Here is a 15,546-nt window from a genome sequence, read left to right on the forward strand (position 1 = left end):
CAGCCTGCCCAGCCGTCCCAGCCCGCTGCCCGTCCGGCGGCGCGTCCCGCCGCCCCGGCCCAGCCGTCGGCGCCGGCCGCGCGTTCCGGTGGCGCGGGTGCCCCCACGCCGGGCCGTCCCGGTCCGTCCGGCGGTGCCCCCTCCGGCGCGCCGCGTCCCGGCCCCGCCGGTGGCGGCTCGCGCCCGGGCCCCAAGGGCCCCGGCCCGCGTCCTGTCGGTCGTCCCGGCTCGCCGCGTCCCGGCAACAACCCGTTCGCCTCCAACCAGGGCATGGGCCGTCGTCCCGCCGCCCCGGCTGCCGGTGGCGGTGCGCCCGCCGGTGCGGGCAACGACCAGCGGCCGCCGCGGCCCCCGGCCGCCCGTGAGGGTGGCGCTCCGGGTCGTCCGGGCATGCCCCGTCCCAACCCGGCGATGATGCCGAAGTCCCCGGCCGCGTTCGGCTCGGGCCCCGGTGCCCGTCCGGCTCCCGGTCGTGGAGGCCCCGGCGGTCGTCCCGGTGGTCCGGGTCGCCCCGGCGGTCCCGGTCGTCCGGGTGGTGCTCCCGGTGGCGGCGGCGCCCCGGGCCGCGGTCCCGGTGGGTACGGCGGCGGCCCCGGTGCCGGTCGTCCCGGCGGTGGTCGTCCCGGCCAGCGTGGTGGCACCCAGGGTGCGTTCGGTCGCCCCGGTGGTCCGTCGCGTCGCGGTCGCAAGAGCAAGCGCGCTCGGCGTCAGGAGTTCGAGGCCATGCAGGCCCCGACGCTCGGCGTCAAGGGCGTGCGCAAGGGCAACGGCGAGACGATCCGTCTCTCCCGTGGCGCCTCGCTGACCGACTTCGCCGACAAGATCGGCGTCGACGCGGCCCAGCTGGTCCAGATGCTCTTCCACCTGGGCGAGATGGTCACGGCCACGGAGTCGGTCAACGACGACGTGCTGCAGCTCCTCGGCGACGAGCTCAACTACGAGGTGCAGGTCGTGTCCCCCGAGGACGAGGACCGCGAGCTGCTCGAGTCGTTCGACCTGGAGTTCGGCAGCGACGAGGGCGACGAGGACGACCTGGTCGTCCGCCCGCCGGTCGTCACCGTCATGGGTCACGTCGACCACGGAAAGACCAAGCTGCTCGACGCGCTCCGCAACGCCAACGTGGTGGACAAGGAGGCCGGTGGCATCACGCAGCACATCGGTGCCTACCAGGTCGCCACGACGGTGGACGGCGTCGACCGTCGCATCACGCTCATCGACACCCCGGGTCACGAGGCGTTCACCGCCATGCGTGCCCGTGGTGCCCAGGCGACCGACATCGCGATCCTGGTGGTCGCGGCGGACGACGGCGTGATGCCGCAGACGGTGGAGGCGTTCAACCACGCCAAGGCCGCCGGCGTGCCGATCGTGGTCGCGGTGAACAAGATCGACAAGCCGGACGCCGACCCGACGAAGGTCCGCGGTCAGCTGACGGAGTACGGCCTCGTTCCCGAGGAGTACGGCGGCGACACGATGTTCGTCGACGTCTCGGCCAAGGCGGGGCTCAACCTCGAGGGTCTCCTCGAGGCCGTCGTCCTCACGGCCGACGCCTCGCTCGACCTGCGGGCGAACCCGACGCAGGACGCGCAGGGCCTCGTGGTCGAGGCGCACCTCGACCGCGGTCGCGGTCCGGTCGCCACGGTCCTCGTGCAGCGCGGAACGCTCCGCGTCGGCGACTCGATCGTCGCCGGTCCGGCCTACGGCCGCGTCCGGGCGATGCTCGACGAGCACGGCAACGAGCTCACCGAGGTCGACCCGGCTCGTCCGGCGATGGTCCTGGGCCTCTCGGCGGTGCCGGGTGCGGGCCAGAACTTCATCGTGGTCGAGGACGACCGGATGGCGCGTCAGATCGCCGAGAAGCGCGAGGCCCGCGAGCGGGCGGCGCTGCAGGCGAAGCGTCGCGTCCGTCGCACCCTCGAGGACTTCATGGCCTCCATGGAGAAGGGCGAGAGCCAGGAGCTCAACCTCATCCTCAAGGGCGACGTGTCCGGCTCGGTCGAGGCCCTCGAGGACGCCCTCGCCAAGATCGACGTGGGCGACGAGGTCAACCTGCGGGTCATCGACCGCGGTGTCGGTGCGATCACCGAGACCAACGTCGACCTGGCGGCCGCCTCCGACGCGATCATCATCGGCTTCAACGTCCGCCCGCAGGGCAAGGCGACCGAGATGGCCGACAAGGAGGGCGTGGAGATCCGGTACTACTCGGTGATCTACCAGGCCATCGAGGAGATCGAGGCGGCCCTCAAGGGCATGCTCAAGCCGGAGTACGAGGAGCACACCCTCGGCCAGGCGGAGATCCGTGCGATCTTCCGCAGCTCCCGCATCGGCAACATCGCGGGCTGCATGGTCACCAGCGGGTCGATCCGTCGCAATGCCAAGGTGCGCGTGCTGCGCGACAGCAAGGTCGTGGCCGACAACCTCGACCTGGCGTCGCTCAAGCGCGAGAAGGACGACGCGTCCGAGGTCCGCGAGGGCTTCGAGTGCGGTCTGGTGCTGCGCAACTTCCAGGACATCAAGGAAGGCGACATCGTGGAGGCGTTCGAGCTCCGCGAGATCCCGCGCGGCTGACACCAGCGGCGTACAGGCACGACACGGACGCGGGCCGGAGCCCGGGGCGATGCCCTCGGCCCCGGCCCGCGGTCGGTTTCCACGACACAGGAGAGAACGAGATGAGCAACCCCCGATCGCGGCGGATCGCTGACCGGGTGCAGGTCGTGGTGGCGCAGATGCTGGAGCGTCGGCTCAAGGACCCGCGCCTCGGCTTCGTGACCATCACCGACGTCCGGGTGACGGGCGACAACCAGCACGCGAGCGTGTTCTACACGGTGCTCGGCGAGCAGGACGACCTCGCGGGCACGGCGGCGGCGCTGGAGTCGGCGAAGGGCATGATCCGGTCCGAGCTCGGCAAGCAGCTCGGGATGCGCCACGTCCCGACGCTCGAGTTCATCGCCGACGCGCTGCCGGAGTCGGCGCGCCAGCTCGACGAGGTCCTTGCCCGCGCGAAGGCGCAGGACGAGGCCGTCGCGGCGGCGCGGGGCACGGCGTACGCCGGCGAGGAGGACCCGTACAAGAAGCCGCGGGACGAGGACGACGACCTCGAGGACGACGAGGACGACGACCTCGAGGACGACCGCGACGAGGACGACGCCGCGCGATGACCGAGCCCGCTGCCGGCCTCGTCGTCGTCGACAAGCCGGCGGGCCTCACGTCCCACGGCGTCGTCGCCCGGGTGCGGCGGCTGGCCGGCACCCGCAAGGTGGGGCACGCCGGCACCCTGGACCCGATGGCGACCGGGGTGCTCGTCCTCGGCATCGGCCGGGCCACCCGGCTCCTCGGGCACCTCATGCTGACGGAGAAGGGGTACGCCGCGACGATCCGGCTCGGCGTCGCCACCACCACCGACGACGCGGAGGGCGAGGTCACCACCACCGCGGACCCTGGGGCGGTCGCGGCGGTGGACGAGGCCGCGGTGCGGTCCGTCCTGGCCGGCTTCGTGGGGGAGATCGACCAGGTCCCGACCGCCGTGTCGGCCATCAAGGTCGACGGCAAGCGGGCGTACCAGCGGGTGCGCGACGGGGAGGAGGTCGCGCTCTCCGCGCGCCGGGTGACCGTGCACGAGCTGGTCGTCGGGGACGTGCGGCGCGCGACCGCGGACGGGGTCGACGTCATCGACGTCGACGTCACCCTGCGCTGCTCGAGCGGCACCTACGTGCGCGCGATCGCCCGCGACGCGGGAGCGGCCCTGAGGCTCGGCGGCCACCTGACGGCCCTGCGGCGCACCGCCGTGGGGCCCTACGGGCTGCCGGAGGCCCGGACCCTCGAGCAGCTGGGCGAGTCCTACGCCGTGCTGCCCCTCGCCGACGCCGCCCGGGCCGCCTTCCCGGCCCGCGACCTCGACCCCCGCGAGGCGGGAGCGGTCCGTGTGGGCCGCGCCCTCGACGTACCGCTGGACGGGTTGACGGCGCTGTTCGCGCCCGACGGCGATTTCCTGGCGCTCTACGAGCCGCGCGACGGCGCCGCGCGGGCCGTCGCGGTGTTCTGTTGAGCGCGGTCGCGGGCGACGAGGCGGCGCGGTCTAGGATCGGCGCCGTGACGACGTGGCGATCGTGGAGCGAGGTCCCGGCGGACGTCGGGCCGACCGTGGCGGTGATCGGCAACTTCGACGGGGTCCACCTCGGGCACCAGCAGGTGGTGCGTCGCGCACGCGAGCTCGCGGCCGAGCTGGGCGTCGAGGACGTCGTGGTCGTGACCTTCGACCCGCACCCGATGGCGGTGCTGCGCCCCGAGCACGCACCGCTCGCCCTGACGACGGTCGACGAGCGGCTCTCGCTGCTCTTCGCCGCCGGGGTGGACCACGCCCTCGTCGTGCCCTTCGACCGCTCCGTGGCCGCCTGGTCGCCCGAGGAGTTCGTGCAGCGGGTGCTCGTCGACGCGCTCCACGTGCGGGGCGTCGTCGTCGGCGCCAACTTCCGCTTCGGGGCCCGCGCCGCGGGTGACGTGACGAGCCTGCGCGCCCAGGGCGAGCAGGACGGCTTCGTCGTCGAGGGCATCGCGCTGGACGGCGGGCCGCAGGTCTGGTCGTCCACCTACATCCGCACCTGTCTCGCCGCCGGCGACGTCGAGGGCGCCGCCGAGGCGCTCGGCCGTCCGTTCTCCATCCGGGGCACGGTCGTGCAGGGCGACCAGCGCGGGCGCGAGCTCGGGTACCCGACGGCGAACGTCCCCACCTCGGCCCTGGTCGCGGCGCCGGCGGACGGGGTGTACGCCGGGCGCCTGCGTCGCGTCGACACCGGCGAGGAGCTGCCCGCGGCCATCTCGGTCGGGACCAACCCGACCTTCGAGGGCGAGCGCGAGCGGCGCGTCGAGTCGTACGTGCTCGACCGCGACGACCTGGAGCTGTACGGCGTCGAGGTCGAGGTCTCGTTCGTCGCCCACCTCCGCGGGATGGTGCGGTTCGACGGCGTCGACGCCCTCGTCGAGCAGATGGCCGACGACGTCGAGCGCGCCCGCGCCCTGCTGGGCTGAGGCGGGCCGACACTTTCCCCGGTCGACCGGGGAACACGCCGCTTTGACCATCAAATTTGATGGTCAAAGTGACACCTTCCCCGGTCGACCGGGGAAAGTGACAGTCGAGCCCCCCGCCCCGCGCGACGACGAACGGCCAGCACCCCGGGGGGTGCGGGCCGTTCGCGTCAGGCCTGGGTCAGGCGTCGAGGTCCTTCTCGACCAGCGCGGCGATCGCGGCGACGGCCGCCTCGTCGTCGCCGGTGACCTCGACGGTGTCGCCCTTGCCCGCGCCCAGCGTCATGATCAGCAGGGCGGAGGCGGCGTCGACGGGCTCGTCGCCCGGGAGGCCGATCGTCACATCGGCGTCGAGCTCGTCGGCAGCGTCGGCGATGAGGCCGGCGGGGCGGGCGTGCAGTCCGTCGGCGGAGCCGACGACGGCGGTCAGGGTGGGCATGTCGTTCCCTTCGTTGGGAGTGGGGCTCGGTCGGGTCAGGCGGAGGCGGTGGCCCGGCGGGACCGGGCGGTCTCGGGGCTCGTGAGCGGGATGGCGGGGTCGGTGTCGGCGTCCTCCACGGCGGGGGCCGCGCTGGGGCCGAAGAACGTCTTCGCCACGAGGACGGCGAGCGCCCCCACGATGGTGCCGGCGGCCAGCGAGATCAGGAAGCCGAGCACGTTGCCGACGGCGAAGAGCACGAAGATGCCGCCGTGGGGAGCGCGGACCGTGACGTCCAGGGCCTGCGAGAGGCCGCCGGTCACGGCGCTGCCGAGCATGATCGAGGGGATCACGCGCAGCGGGTCGGCCGCGGCGAACGGGATGGCGCCCTCGGAGATGAAGGACGCGCCGAGCAGCCAGCCGGCCTTGCCGTTCTCGCGCTCCGCCGGGGTGAAGAGGCGGGGCCGCAGGACCGTGGCGAGCGCCATGGCGATGGGCGGCACCATGCCGGCGAGCATGACGGACGCCATGATCTTGAGCTCGGGGGCGTCGCTGGCGAGGCTGGCGGAGCCGACACCGACGGCCGCGAAGCTGTAGGCCACCTTGTTGAGCGGGCCGCCCATGTCGAACGCCATCATGAGGCCGAGGATGACGCCGAGCAGGATCGCGTTGGAGCCGGAGAGCGAGTTGAGGCCGTCGGTCAGGTTCGTCATGAGCCAGTTGATGGGCTTGCCGAGCACCAGGATCATCAGCAGGCCGGCGACGACCGAGGCGACGAGCGGGATGACCAGCACCGGCATGAGGCCGCGGAGCCAGCTGGGCACCTTGCGCACGGCGAGCCAGTGGGCGACGACGCCGGCGAGCACACCGCCGACGATGGCGCCGAGGAAGCCGGTCGCGGGGAGCGCCGTGGCCTGCTCGGCCCCGTCGGTCACGTTGAAGATGTTCATCGCGAGACCGCCGACGACGAAGCCGGGGGCGATGCCCGGGCGGTCGGCGATCGCGTAGGCGATGTAGCCGGCGAGCGCCGGGATGAAGAACATGAAGGCGGTCTTGCCGATGATGAAGAGCAGGGCGCCCAGGTAGGCCATGAGACCGGAGTCGAACAGCACGTGCTCGAGCCCGTAGTCGGCCGGGTTCGGCAGGTTGGTGAGGGTGTGGTCGACGGCGATCGCGCCGTACGCGTTCGTGATGTCGTAGCCGCCGAGCAGGAAGCCGAGCGCGATGAGCAGGCCGCCCGCCGCGACGAACGGGATCATGTAGGACACGCCCGTCATGAGGACGCGGCGCGTGCGGCCGCCCCACGTCTCCGTGGCCTGGTCGTCGTCGGCGGAGCTGCCGGAGCCGCCCTCGACCCGCCGCGCGGACGGGTCGCTCGCGGCGCGGAGCGCCTCGGCGATCATCGCGTCGGCGTCGTCGATGGGGCGCTTGACCGACGAGCGCACGAGGGGCTTGCCGGCGAAGCGGCCCTGGTCGCGCACCCCGACGTCGACCGCGAAGATCGCGGCGTCCGCGGCGGCGATGACCGACGGGGCGAGCGGCGTGGAGCCCGCGGAGCCCTGGGTCTCGACGTGGATCGTCACGCCGGCGCGGGCGGCGGCGGCCTCGAGGGCCTCGGCCGCCATGTAGGTGTGCGCGATGCCGGTCGGGCAGGCCGTGACCGCCACGATCGACGGCGGCTCCGACGACGTGGCGGCAGCAGCGGGAGCCACCGGCGCGGCGGCCGGCGCGGCCGGTGCCTCGGACGGCAGCGACACGGCGGACTCGACCGCGGCGACGACCTCCTCCGGCGTGGTGGCGGCGCGCAGCGCGTCGGTGAACGCCGGCTTGGCGAGCGCGCGGGCGAGCTGCTGCAGGATCTTCATGTGCAGCGAGCCGCCGCCCTCGGGCGCGGTGATGAGGAACGCCAGGTCGGCGGCCCCGTCCTTCGCTCCGAAGTCGACGGGCGGCGCGAGCCGCGCGAAGGTGAGGGTCGGGTGCTCGACACCCGCCGTGCGGCAGTGGGGGATCGCGATCCCCCCGGGCAGGCCGGTGCTCGACTTGGCCTCGCGGGCCATGACGTCGTCGAGCACGACGGCGGCGTCCCGGGCGCGACCTGCGTCGGCCAGGACCGTGACGAGCGCACGGATGGCGCCGTCCTTGTCCGTCCCGAGGTCGGCGTCGAGCCGGACCAGGTCGGGCGTGATCAGCGCGGGGCTGGTGTCGTGGGTCATGCGTCACCTCGGGTGAACTGGACGGTGCGGGTGATGACGAGGTCCGGGCGGACCTGGTCGGGGTGGGGAATGGTCGTGCCGGGGAGACCGGCGGCGGCGCTGCCGTACGCGACGGCGAGAGCCAGGCGCTCCTGCGGGGGCAGGGAACGTCGGTGGCCGAGCAGGTAGCCGAAGAGGCTGGAGTCGCCCGCGCCCACGGTGCTGACCACGGTGGTCGGCGGTGGGGACGCGTGCCAGGCGCCGACGGTGCCGTCGACGTCCCGTTCGAGGAGCACCGCGCCGTTGCCGCCGAGGGTGGCGAGCACGGTGTCGACGCCGCGGTCGAGCAGGTGGCGCGCGGCTCCGGCCGCTGCCTCCGGCTCCGCCTCGAGCGTCGCGGCGTCGAGCCCGGTGAACGAGGCGAGCTCGTCCGCGTTGGGCTTCATGAGGTGGGGGGCGGAGCCGGGGAGGGCCGCGACCAACGCCTTCAGCGGGGCGTCGCTCGTGTCGACCGCGACACGGGTGCCGCGGGCCCGGAGCCGGGCCGCGAGCACGGCGTACCAGTCGACGGGAGCGCCCGGCGGGAGCGAGCCGGCGAGCACGGTCCAGTCGGCGGCGGCCGCCAGCTCCTCCATCTCGAGCACGAGCCGGTCGAGCACGGCGGGGGAGATCTCGGTGCCGGGGCTGTTGAGCTTGGTCGTCGTGCCGTCGGGCTCCGCGATCGTGACGTTCACGCGGACGGCGCCGCCGGTCGGCACGGCACGCAGCTCGATGCCGCTCGCGGCGAGCTCGAGCACGAACGGGTCGTCGGCGTCGGCGGGGAGCACGGCGACCGACGGCTCGCCGGCCGCCACCGAGGCGCGGGAGATGTTGACGCCCTTGCCGCCGGACTGCGACGTCGTGGTCGCGACCCGGTGGACGGCGCCGCGCTCGAGGTGCTCGGAGAGGGCGATCGTCTCGTCGACGCTCGGGTTGGGGGTGAGGGTGAGGATCATGCGAGGTCGATCTCCAGTCCGCTGGCGCGCAGGGCCTCCAGCTCGTCGTCGTCGGCGTCGCCGGTGGTGACCAGCGTGTCGACGTCCTCGATCGCGGCGAAGCGGCGGGTGTGCTCCTCGCCGATCTTGCTGCCGTCGGCGAGCACGACGACCGAACGGGTCGCGCCGACGATGGCGGTCTTGACGTGTGCCTCGTCGGCGTCGGGCGTCGAGAGACCGTGGTCGGTCGACACGCCGTTGGTGCCGACGAAGGCGACGTCGACCCGCAGCTGGGCGAGGGCGTGCACGGTCTCGGTGCCGACGGCGGCGAGCGTGGTGGGGCGGACCCGCCCGGGCAGCACGTGCAGCTCCACCTGCGCCAGGCCGGCGAGGCGGGCGGCGATGGGGACCGAGTGGGTCACGACCGTCAGCCGGTGCGCCGGGGGCAGGACGGCGGCGAGGGCCGCCGTGGTGGTGCCCGCGTCGAGCAGGATGGTGCTGCCGGGTGCCGGGAGGTACTGCAGCGCGCGCTGCGCGATCGCGTCCTTCTCGGTGGGCCGGGTGCGGGCACGGTCCTGGACGCCGGCCTCGATCACGTGCAGCGCGCTGGACGGCACCGCGCCCCCGTGGACGCGGCGGATGAGGTCCTGGCGCTCGAGGGAGGTGAGGTCGCGTCGCACGGTCTCGGTGGTCACGTCGAACTCCTTCGCCAGGGCGGCGACGGAGAGCCGACCCTCCGTCGCGATGCGCTGGGCCATCGCGTTCTGACGTTCCTCGGCGTACATGTTCACCTCCTGGCGATCTTGGTTCATGTGGGCGAAACCTGTGTTTGTGTTGTTCTATGCCCGAATGTGTTGACTGTCAAGGGGGGTAGGGGGGTAATTTGTGAGCGTGCTCACCGCTGCTGACTCCATCGACGCCCCCGTCCTCCGCGGCACGCCCGTCGTCCCGGGCGTCGCCCACGCGCCCGTGCTGCGCGTCGCGACCGAGGTGGACCCCGCCGCCGTGGCCCGTTTCCGGGCCGCCGCACCGGCCGAGGAGGAGGCCGCTCTCGCGGCGTACGACGCGGCAGCGGCCGCTGTCGCCGACGGGTTCTCCGAACGGGCGGCGCGCGTGGAGGGCGCCGCGGCGCAGGTGCTGACCGCCAGTGCAGGCCTCGCCCGTGACCGTGGTCTGCGCTCCGCGGTGCGCAAGCAGCTGCGGGCGGGGGCGGACCTGCTCGGTGCGGTCGAGGCCGCCGTGGACACGTTCGTCGCCCTCTTCGAGCAGCAGGGCGGGCTCATGGCCGAGCGGGTCACCGACCTGCGCGACATCGAGCGCCGCCTCGTGGCCCGGCTCGCCGGCGTCCCGGAGCCGGGCGTGGCCATGCCCGGCAGCCCCGTGGTGCTCGTCGCCGCGGACCTCGCTCCCTCCGACACGGCCGGGCTCGATCCGACGGTCGTCGTCGGCCTCGTGACGGAGCGCGGTGGCGCCACCAGCCACACCGCGATCATCGCCCGCCAGCTGGGGATCCCCTGCGTGGTCGGCGTCGCCGGCGTGCTCGACGTCGCCGCCGGTGTCGACGTGCTCGTCGACGGCACCGCGGGCGTGCTCGAGGTGCGGCCCGACCCTGCCGCCGCCGAGCGTCGGGTGCGCGACGACGCCGAGCTGCGCGCCGAGACGGCGGCCTGGACCGGACCGGCCGCCACCAGCGACGGCGTGCGCGTCAAGCTCCTCGCGAACATCGCGGACCCGGCGTCCGCCCGCGCGGCGACCGACGAGCCCGTCGAGGGCGTCGGGCTCTTCCGCACCGAGCTCTCCTTCCTCGACCGCCCGACCGAGCCCACCACCGCCGAGCAGGCGGAGCTCTACGCGGCGGTCTTCGCGCCGTACGCGGAGGCCGGCCACCACGTCGTCGTGCGCACGCTCGACGCGGGCTCGGACAAGCCGATCGCGTTCGCAACGCACGAGGGGGAGGAGAACCCGGCGCTCGGGGTCCGCGGTCTCCGTCTCGCGGCCGACAACCCGGGCCTCCTGACGCACCAGCTGGACGCCGTCGCCGAGGCGGCCGCCTCGACCGGCGTCGAGGCGTGGGTGATGGCCCCGATGGTCGCGACGCGCGACGAGGCGGAGGCGTTCGCGGAGCAGGTCCACGCCCGCGGCCTCAAGGCCGGCGCGATGGTCGAGGTCCCGGCCGTCGCCGTGCTCGCCCACCGGGTGCTCGAGGTCGTGGACTTCCTGTCGATCGGCACCAACGACCTGACGCAGTACACGATGGCCGCGGACCGGCTCGCCAGCGACCTCGCCCACCTCACCGACCCGTGGCAGCCGGCCGTGCTGCACCTCGTCGCCATCACGGCGGCGGCCGGGCAGCAGGCGGGCAAGCCCGTCGGCGTCTGCGGCGAGGCGGCGGCGGACCCGCTGCTCGCCTGCGCCCTCGTCGGCATGGGCATCACGTCGCTGTCGATGGCGCCCAGCGCCGTACGGGCGGTCGGCGCGCAGCTGTCGCGGGTGACGGCCGAGCAGTGCCGCGAGGCGGCCGACGCCGTGCTCGGTGCGGTCGACCCGACGGCGGCCCGGGCAGCGGCCCGCGCGGTCCTCGTCGGCTGATCCCGCCTGCCCCGGCGTTTTGGGGGGCCTCGTCGGGGGCTGCTACCTTTCTGCGGTTGCCGTCAGAACGGCCGCGGATCGTAGTGCCCGGGTGGATAGGCCCCGGCGCGCCGCGCAACGAGCGAGAGGAGCCCGCATGTCGATCGGAACCGATGCGGAGACCAAGAAGAAGATCATGGCGGAGTACGCGACGACGCCCGGTGACACGGGCTCGCCCGAGGTGCAGGTCGCACTGCTCAGCCACCGGATCTCGCACCTGACGGAGCACCTGAAGCAGCACAAGCACGACCACCACAGCCGTCGTGGTCTGCTGCTGCTCGTCGGCCAGCGCCGTCGCCTGCTCAACTACCTCAGCAAGACGGACATCAACCGTTACCGCTCGATCATCGAGCGCCTCGGCCTCCGTCGTTGATCGCGCCAGGAGCGGTCGCCCAGCCGGGCGGCCGCTCCTGCTGCATCCGGCCTGCTCCGCCACGGCGGGACGACCCGCTATCGTCGGAGCCGGTCCACAACTGAACAACCCGATTCACTGACGTTCCATCCACCAGGAGCGGCCCGCACCGTCCGGCCCGGTCCTCGGTAGTGGCCCTCGGATCCCCGGCGCCCTCCTGCGGAGGCCGCCCGGATGCTCCGCGGGCCTCGATCGAAGACCGGCACGCAGTACCGCGGGAACCACAACTACCGGCCCCGCCGTGCGCGGACGGCCACCACCTGGCGAGTGCCGGGTGGGCACCGCGGTTCGCTCCGCACACAGAACAGGGATCTCCTTGACCGAGACCACTCCTGCCGGCCCCGTCATCTCGGCGGTCGAGACCGTCCTCGACAACGGCCGCTTCGGCAAGCGCACCATCAAGTTCGAGACGGGCCTGCTGGCCCGCCAGGCCGCCGGCTCCGTGACGGCCTACCTCGACGACGACACGATGCTGCTGTCCGCCACCACCGCGGGCAAGCACCCGAAGGACCACTTCGACTTCTTCCCCCTGACGATCGACGTCGAGGAGCGGATGTACGCCGCGGGCCAGATCCCCGGCTCGTTCTTCCGCTCCGAGGGGCGCCCGGGCGAGGACGCGATCCTCGCCTGCCGGCTCATCGACCGCCCGCTGCGCCCGACCTTCAAGAAGGGCCTGCGCAACGAGGTCCAGGTCGTCATCACCGTCATGGCGCTCAACCCCGACGCGCCCTACGACGTGCTCGCGATCAACGCCGCGTCGATGTCGACGCAGCTCTCGGGCCTGCCCTTCTCGGGTCCCGTCGGCGGCGTGCGCGTCGCCCTCATCGAGGGTCAGTGGGTCGCGTTCCCGACGCACACCCAGCTCGAGGACGCCGTGTTCGACATGGTCGTCGCGGGCCGCGTCACCGACACCGGCGACGTCGCGATCATGATGGTCGAGGCGGAGGCCACCGAGGGCAGCTGGAACCTGGTGCGCAGCGGCACGCAGGCGCCGACCGAGGAGGTCGTCGCCGGCGGTCTCGACGCGGCCAAGCCCTTCATCAAGCAGCTCGTCGAGGCCCAGGCGGAGCTCGCCAAGGCCGCGGCGAAGCCGGTTGTCGACTTCCCGATCTTCCTCGACTACGAGGACGACGTGTACGCCGCGGTCGAGGGCGCCGTCTCCGAGCAGACCGCCGCCGCGCTGACCATCGCCGGCAAGCAGGAGCGCGACGAGCGCCTCGACGCCGTCAAGGCCGAGCTGGTCGAGAAGATCGGTGCGGACTTCGAGGGTCGCGAGAAGGAGGTCGGCGCGGCCTTCCGCTCGCTGACCAAGCAGCTGATGCGCGAGCGCGTGCTGCGCGACAAGGTGCGCATGGACGGCCGCGGCCTCGCCGACATCCGCCCGCTGCACGCCGAGGTCGGCGTGATCCCGCGCGTCCACGGCTCCTCGCTCTTCGAGCGCGGCGAGACGCAGATCCTGGGCGTCACCACCCTCGGCATGCTCAAGATGGAGCAGCAGCTCGACACGCTGTCGCCGGAGAAGCACCGCCGCTACATGCACAAGTACGTCTTCCCGCCGTTCTCCACCGGTGAGACCGGCCGCGTCGGCTCGCCCAAGCGCCGCGAGGTCGGCCACGGTGCGCTCGCCCGCCGCGCGCTCCTGCCGGTGCTGCCGTCGCGCGAGGAGTTCCCCTACGCGATCCGCCAGCTCTCCGAGGCCATGGGCTCCAACGGCTCCACCTCGATGGGCTCGGTCTGCGCCTCGACGCTCGGCCTGCTCCACGCCGGTGTGCCGCTGAAGGCGCCGGTCGCGGGCATCGCGATGGGCCTCATCTCCGGTGAGGTCGACGGCCAGACGCAGTACGTCGCGCTGACCGACATCCTCGGTGCCGAGGACGCCATGGGCGACATGGACTTCAAGGTCGCCGGCACGCGCGAGTTCGTGACGGCCCTGCAGCTCGACACCAAGCTCGACGGCATCCCGGCGCAGGTCCTGGCCGGCGCCCTGACCCAGGCCCGCGACGCCCGCATCGCGATCCTCGACGTCATGGCCGGTGCCATCGAGGCGCCGGCGGAGATGTCCTCGACCGCGCCGCGGATCATCACGGTGAAGATCCCCGTCGACAAGATCGGCGAGGTCATCGGCCCCAAGGGCAAGGTCATCAACCAGATCCAGGACGACACGGGCGCCCAGATCTCGATCGAGGACGACGGCACGATCTACATCGGTGCCAACGAGGGGTCGGCCGCCGAGGCCGCCCGTTCCGCGATCAACGCGATCGCCAACCCGACGATGCCCGAGGTCGGCGAGCGCTACCTGGGCACCGTCGTGAAGACGACGAACTTCGGTGCGTTCGTCGCCCTGATGCCGGGCAAGGACGGCCTGCTGCACATCACGAAGCTGCGGGCCCTCAACGACGGCAAGCGCGTCGAGTCCGTCGACGACGTCGTCTCCGTCGGCCAGAAGATCCAGGTCGAGATCGGCGAGATCGACGACCGCGGCAAGCTGTCGCTGGTGCCGGTCGTCGAGGACGCGGACGCTCCGGCCGCGGACGCCGAGGGTGGCGACTCCGCCGAGTGACCTCGCGCCACGAGCACGTACCGGCCGGTCAGCAGTCCTCTGCTGGCCGGCCGGTCGCGTTGCAGCCGCTGCCCGCGGGTGTGCGACGCACGGTGCTCCCCAGCGGGCTGAGGATCGTCACGGAGCACGTCGCCGGCGTGCGGTCCGCCGCGATCGGCGTCTGGATGGGGGTGGGCTCGGCCCACGAGACGCCGGAGCTCCACGGCGGCTCGCACTTCCTCGAGCACGTGCTCTTCAAGGGCACCGACACCCGGTCGGCGCTCGACATCTCGGTGCAGCTCGACGAGGTGGGCGCGGAGGTGAACGCCTTCACGGCGAAGGAGTACACCTGCTTCCACGCCCGCGTGCTCGACACGGACGTGCCGCTGGCGATCGACGTGCTCGGCGACATGCTCACGTCGTCGTCGATCACCGACGAGGACGTCGAGGCGGAGCGCGAGGTGATCCTCGACGAGATCGCGATGCACGACGACGACCCCGACGACGTGGTCCACAACCTGTTCGCCGAGCAGGCGTGGGGGGACACGCCGTACGGCCGTCCCATCGCCGGCACCGAGGACTCCATCGCGGCGCTCTCCGCGGAGCAGGTGCGGGAGTTCTGGCGCGCGCACTACCGGGCGCCGGGCATCGTCGTGTCCGCGGCCGGCAACGTCGACCATGACGAGGTGGTGCGTCTCGTGGCGGCCGCCTTCGACCGTCGGGGCTTCCTCGACGGTGTGGCCGACCCGGTGCCGGCGCCCCTGTGGGGCGCGCCCGCGCGCCCCGCGGTGCAGGAGGTGCACCCGGGCACGATCGTCGCCGAGCGTGGCTTCGAGCAGGTCAACGTGGTGCTCGGCCGCCGCGGCCTGGCCCGCGGCGACGAGCGCCGCTTCGCGATGGGCATCCTGACGACGGGTCTCGGCGGCGGCACGTCGTCGCGCCTCTTCCAGGAGGTGCGGGAGCGGCGTGGCCTGGCCTACTCGGTCTACGCCTTCACGACCCAGCACGTCGGCGCGGGCCTCGTGGGGGTCGGGGTCGGCGTGCTGCCCTCCAAGGTCGACGCCACGCTCGAGGTCGTGCGCCGCGAGCTCGAGGTCGTCGCGGAGCGGGGCCTCGACACCGACGAGGTGCGCCGCGGCGCGGGCCAGCTCCGCGCGGGTCTCGTCATGGGGCTGGAGGACACCGCGTCGCGGATGCACCGTCTCGGCAAGGCGGAGATCGTCGGCGACCGCCTGCTCGACGTCGACGCCGTCATCGCCCGCATCGACGCGGTCACGCCCGAGGACGTCGCCGCCCTGGCGGCGGAGGTGCTGCGTGGTCCCGAGGTGCTGGCGATCGTCCGGCCGGGCTGACGGGTGGGGCCC

Annotated in this window: 12 protein-coding genes; 8 read left to right on the forward strand and 4 right to left on the reverse strand. The window is 73.3% G+C overall.

Annotation, left to right across the window (positions count from 1 at the left end; genetic code table 11):
- The 4 genes from infB to G3T38_RS15185 form a co-directional block, all read left to right on the forward strand.
- Positions 1–2,565 (forward strand): translation initiation factor IF-2 (gene infB, locus G3T38_RS15170; protein WP_163773170.1); only part of this gene is annotated, 2,565 nt, incomplete at its 5' end.
- Positions 2,566–2,666: 101 nt separating this feature from the next.
- Positions 2,667–3,155, forward strand: coding sequence for a 30S ribosome-binding factor RbfA (gene rbfA, locus G3T38_RS15175; protein WP_163773171.1), 489 nt, complete (start codon positions 2,667–2,669; stop codon positions 3,153–3,155).
- On the forward strand, positions 3,152–4,042 hold the full coding sequence (gene truB / locus G3T38_RS15180) for a tRNA pseudouridine(55) synthase TruB (protein ID WP_163773172.1): 891 nt from the start codon (positions 3,152–3,154) through the stop codon (positions 4,040–4,042). The genes rbfA and truB overlap by 4 nt, the downstream gene beginning before the upstream one ends.
- A 44-nt stretch (positions 4,043–4,086) precedes the next feature.
- Positions 4,087–5,022, forward strand: a complete 936-nt coding sequence (locus G3T38_RS15185) for a bifunctional riboflavin kinase/FAD synthetase (protein ID WP_163773173.1) — start codon at positions 4,087–4,089, stop codon at positions 5,020–5,022.
- 178 nt (positions 5,023–5,200) lie between these two features.
- Here the strand turns inward: G3T38_RS15185 and G3T38_RS15190 are convergent, their stop codons facing one another.
- Genes G3T38_RS15190 through G3T38_RS15205 form a run of 4 tightly spaced genes read right to left on the reverse strand, consistent with a single transcriptional unit; the run spans position 5,201 to position 9,415 of the window.
- Entirely contained in the window at positions 5,201–5,458 is a 258-nt protein-coding gene (locus G3T38_RS15190; RefSeq protein WP_163773174.1) for an HPr family phosphocarrier protein, read from the reverse strand.
- 35 nt (positions 5,459–5,493) lie between these two features.
- Positions 5,494–7,650, reverse strand: coding sequence for a PTS fructose transporter subunit IIABC (locus G3T38_RS15195; protein WP_163773175.1), 2,157 nt, complete (start codon positions 7,648–7,650; stop codon positions 5,494–5,496).
- The gene (locus G3T38_RS15200; protein WP_163773176.1) at positions 7,647–8,624 is read right to left on the reverse strand and encodes a 1-phosphofructokinase family hexose kinase; all 978 of its coding nucleotides are present in this window, start codon (positions 8,622–8,624) and stop codon (positions 7,647–7,649) included. The genes G3T38_RS15195 and G3T38_RS15200 overlap by 4 nt, the downstream gene beginning before the upstream one ends.
- On the reverse strand, positions 8,621–9,415 hold the full coding sequence (locus G3T38_RS15205; protein WP_241728942.1) for a DeoR/GlpR family DNA-binding transcription regulator: 795 nt from the start codon (positions 9,413–9,415) through the stop codon (positions 8,621–8,623). The genes G3T38_RS15200 and G3T38_RS15205 overlap by 4 nt, the downstream gene beginning before the upstream one ends.
- Positions 9,416–9,488: 73 nt before the next feature.
- On the opposite strand from G3T38_RS15205, the gene ptsP reads away from it, so the two are divergent.
- From ptsP to G3T38_RS15225, 4 genes are all read left to right on the forward strand, one after another.
- Entirely contained in the window at positions 9,489–11,192 is a 1,704-nt protein-coding gene (ptsP, locus tag G3T38_RS15210; protein WP_338037684.1) for a phosphoenolpyruvate--protein phosphotransferase, read from the forward strand.
- A gap of 136 nt (positions 11,193–11,328) precedes the next feature.
- The gene (rpsO, locus tag G3T38_RS15215; RefSeq protein WP_163773177.1) at positions 11,329–11,604 is read left to right on the forward strand and encodes a 30S ribosomal protein S15; all 276 of its coding nucleotides are present in this window, start codon (positions 11,329–11,331) and stop codon (positions 11,602–11,604) included.
- A 355-nt stretch (positions 11,605–11,959) separates the two neighbouring features.
- Positions 11,960–14,203 carry a polyribonucleotide nucleotidyltransferase gene (locus tag G3T38_RS15220; protein ID WP_163773178.1) on the forward strand — a complete coding sequence of 748 codons (2,244 nt, stop codon included), beginning with the start codon at positions 11,960–11,962 and terminating at the stop codon, positions 14,201–14,203.
- A complete protein-coding gene (locus G3T38_RS15225; RefSeq protein ID WP_338037685.1) occupies positions 14,200–15,534 on the forward strand; it encodes a M16 family metallopeptidase in 1,335 nt (444 codons plus the stop codon). The genes G3T38_RS15220 and G3T38_RS15225 overlap by 4 nt, the downstream gene beginning before the upstream one ends.
- The last annotated feature ends 12 nt before the right edge of the window (positions 15,535–15,546 follow it).

The organism is Nocardioides zeae, from assembly GCF_010686755.1.
GTDB lineage: Bacteria > Actinomycetota > Actinomycetes > Propionibacteriales > Nocardioidaceae > Nocardioides > Nocardioides zeae.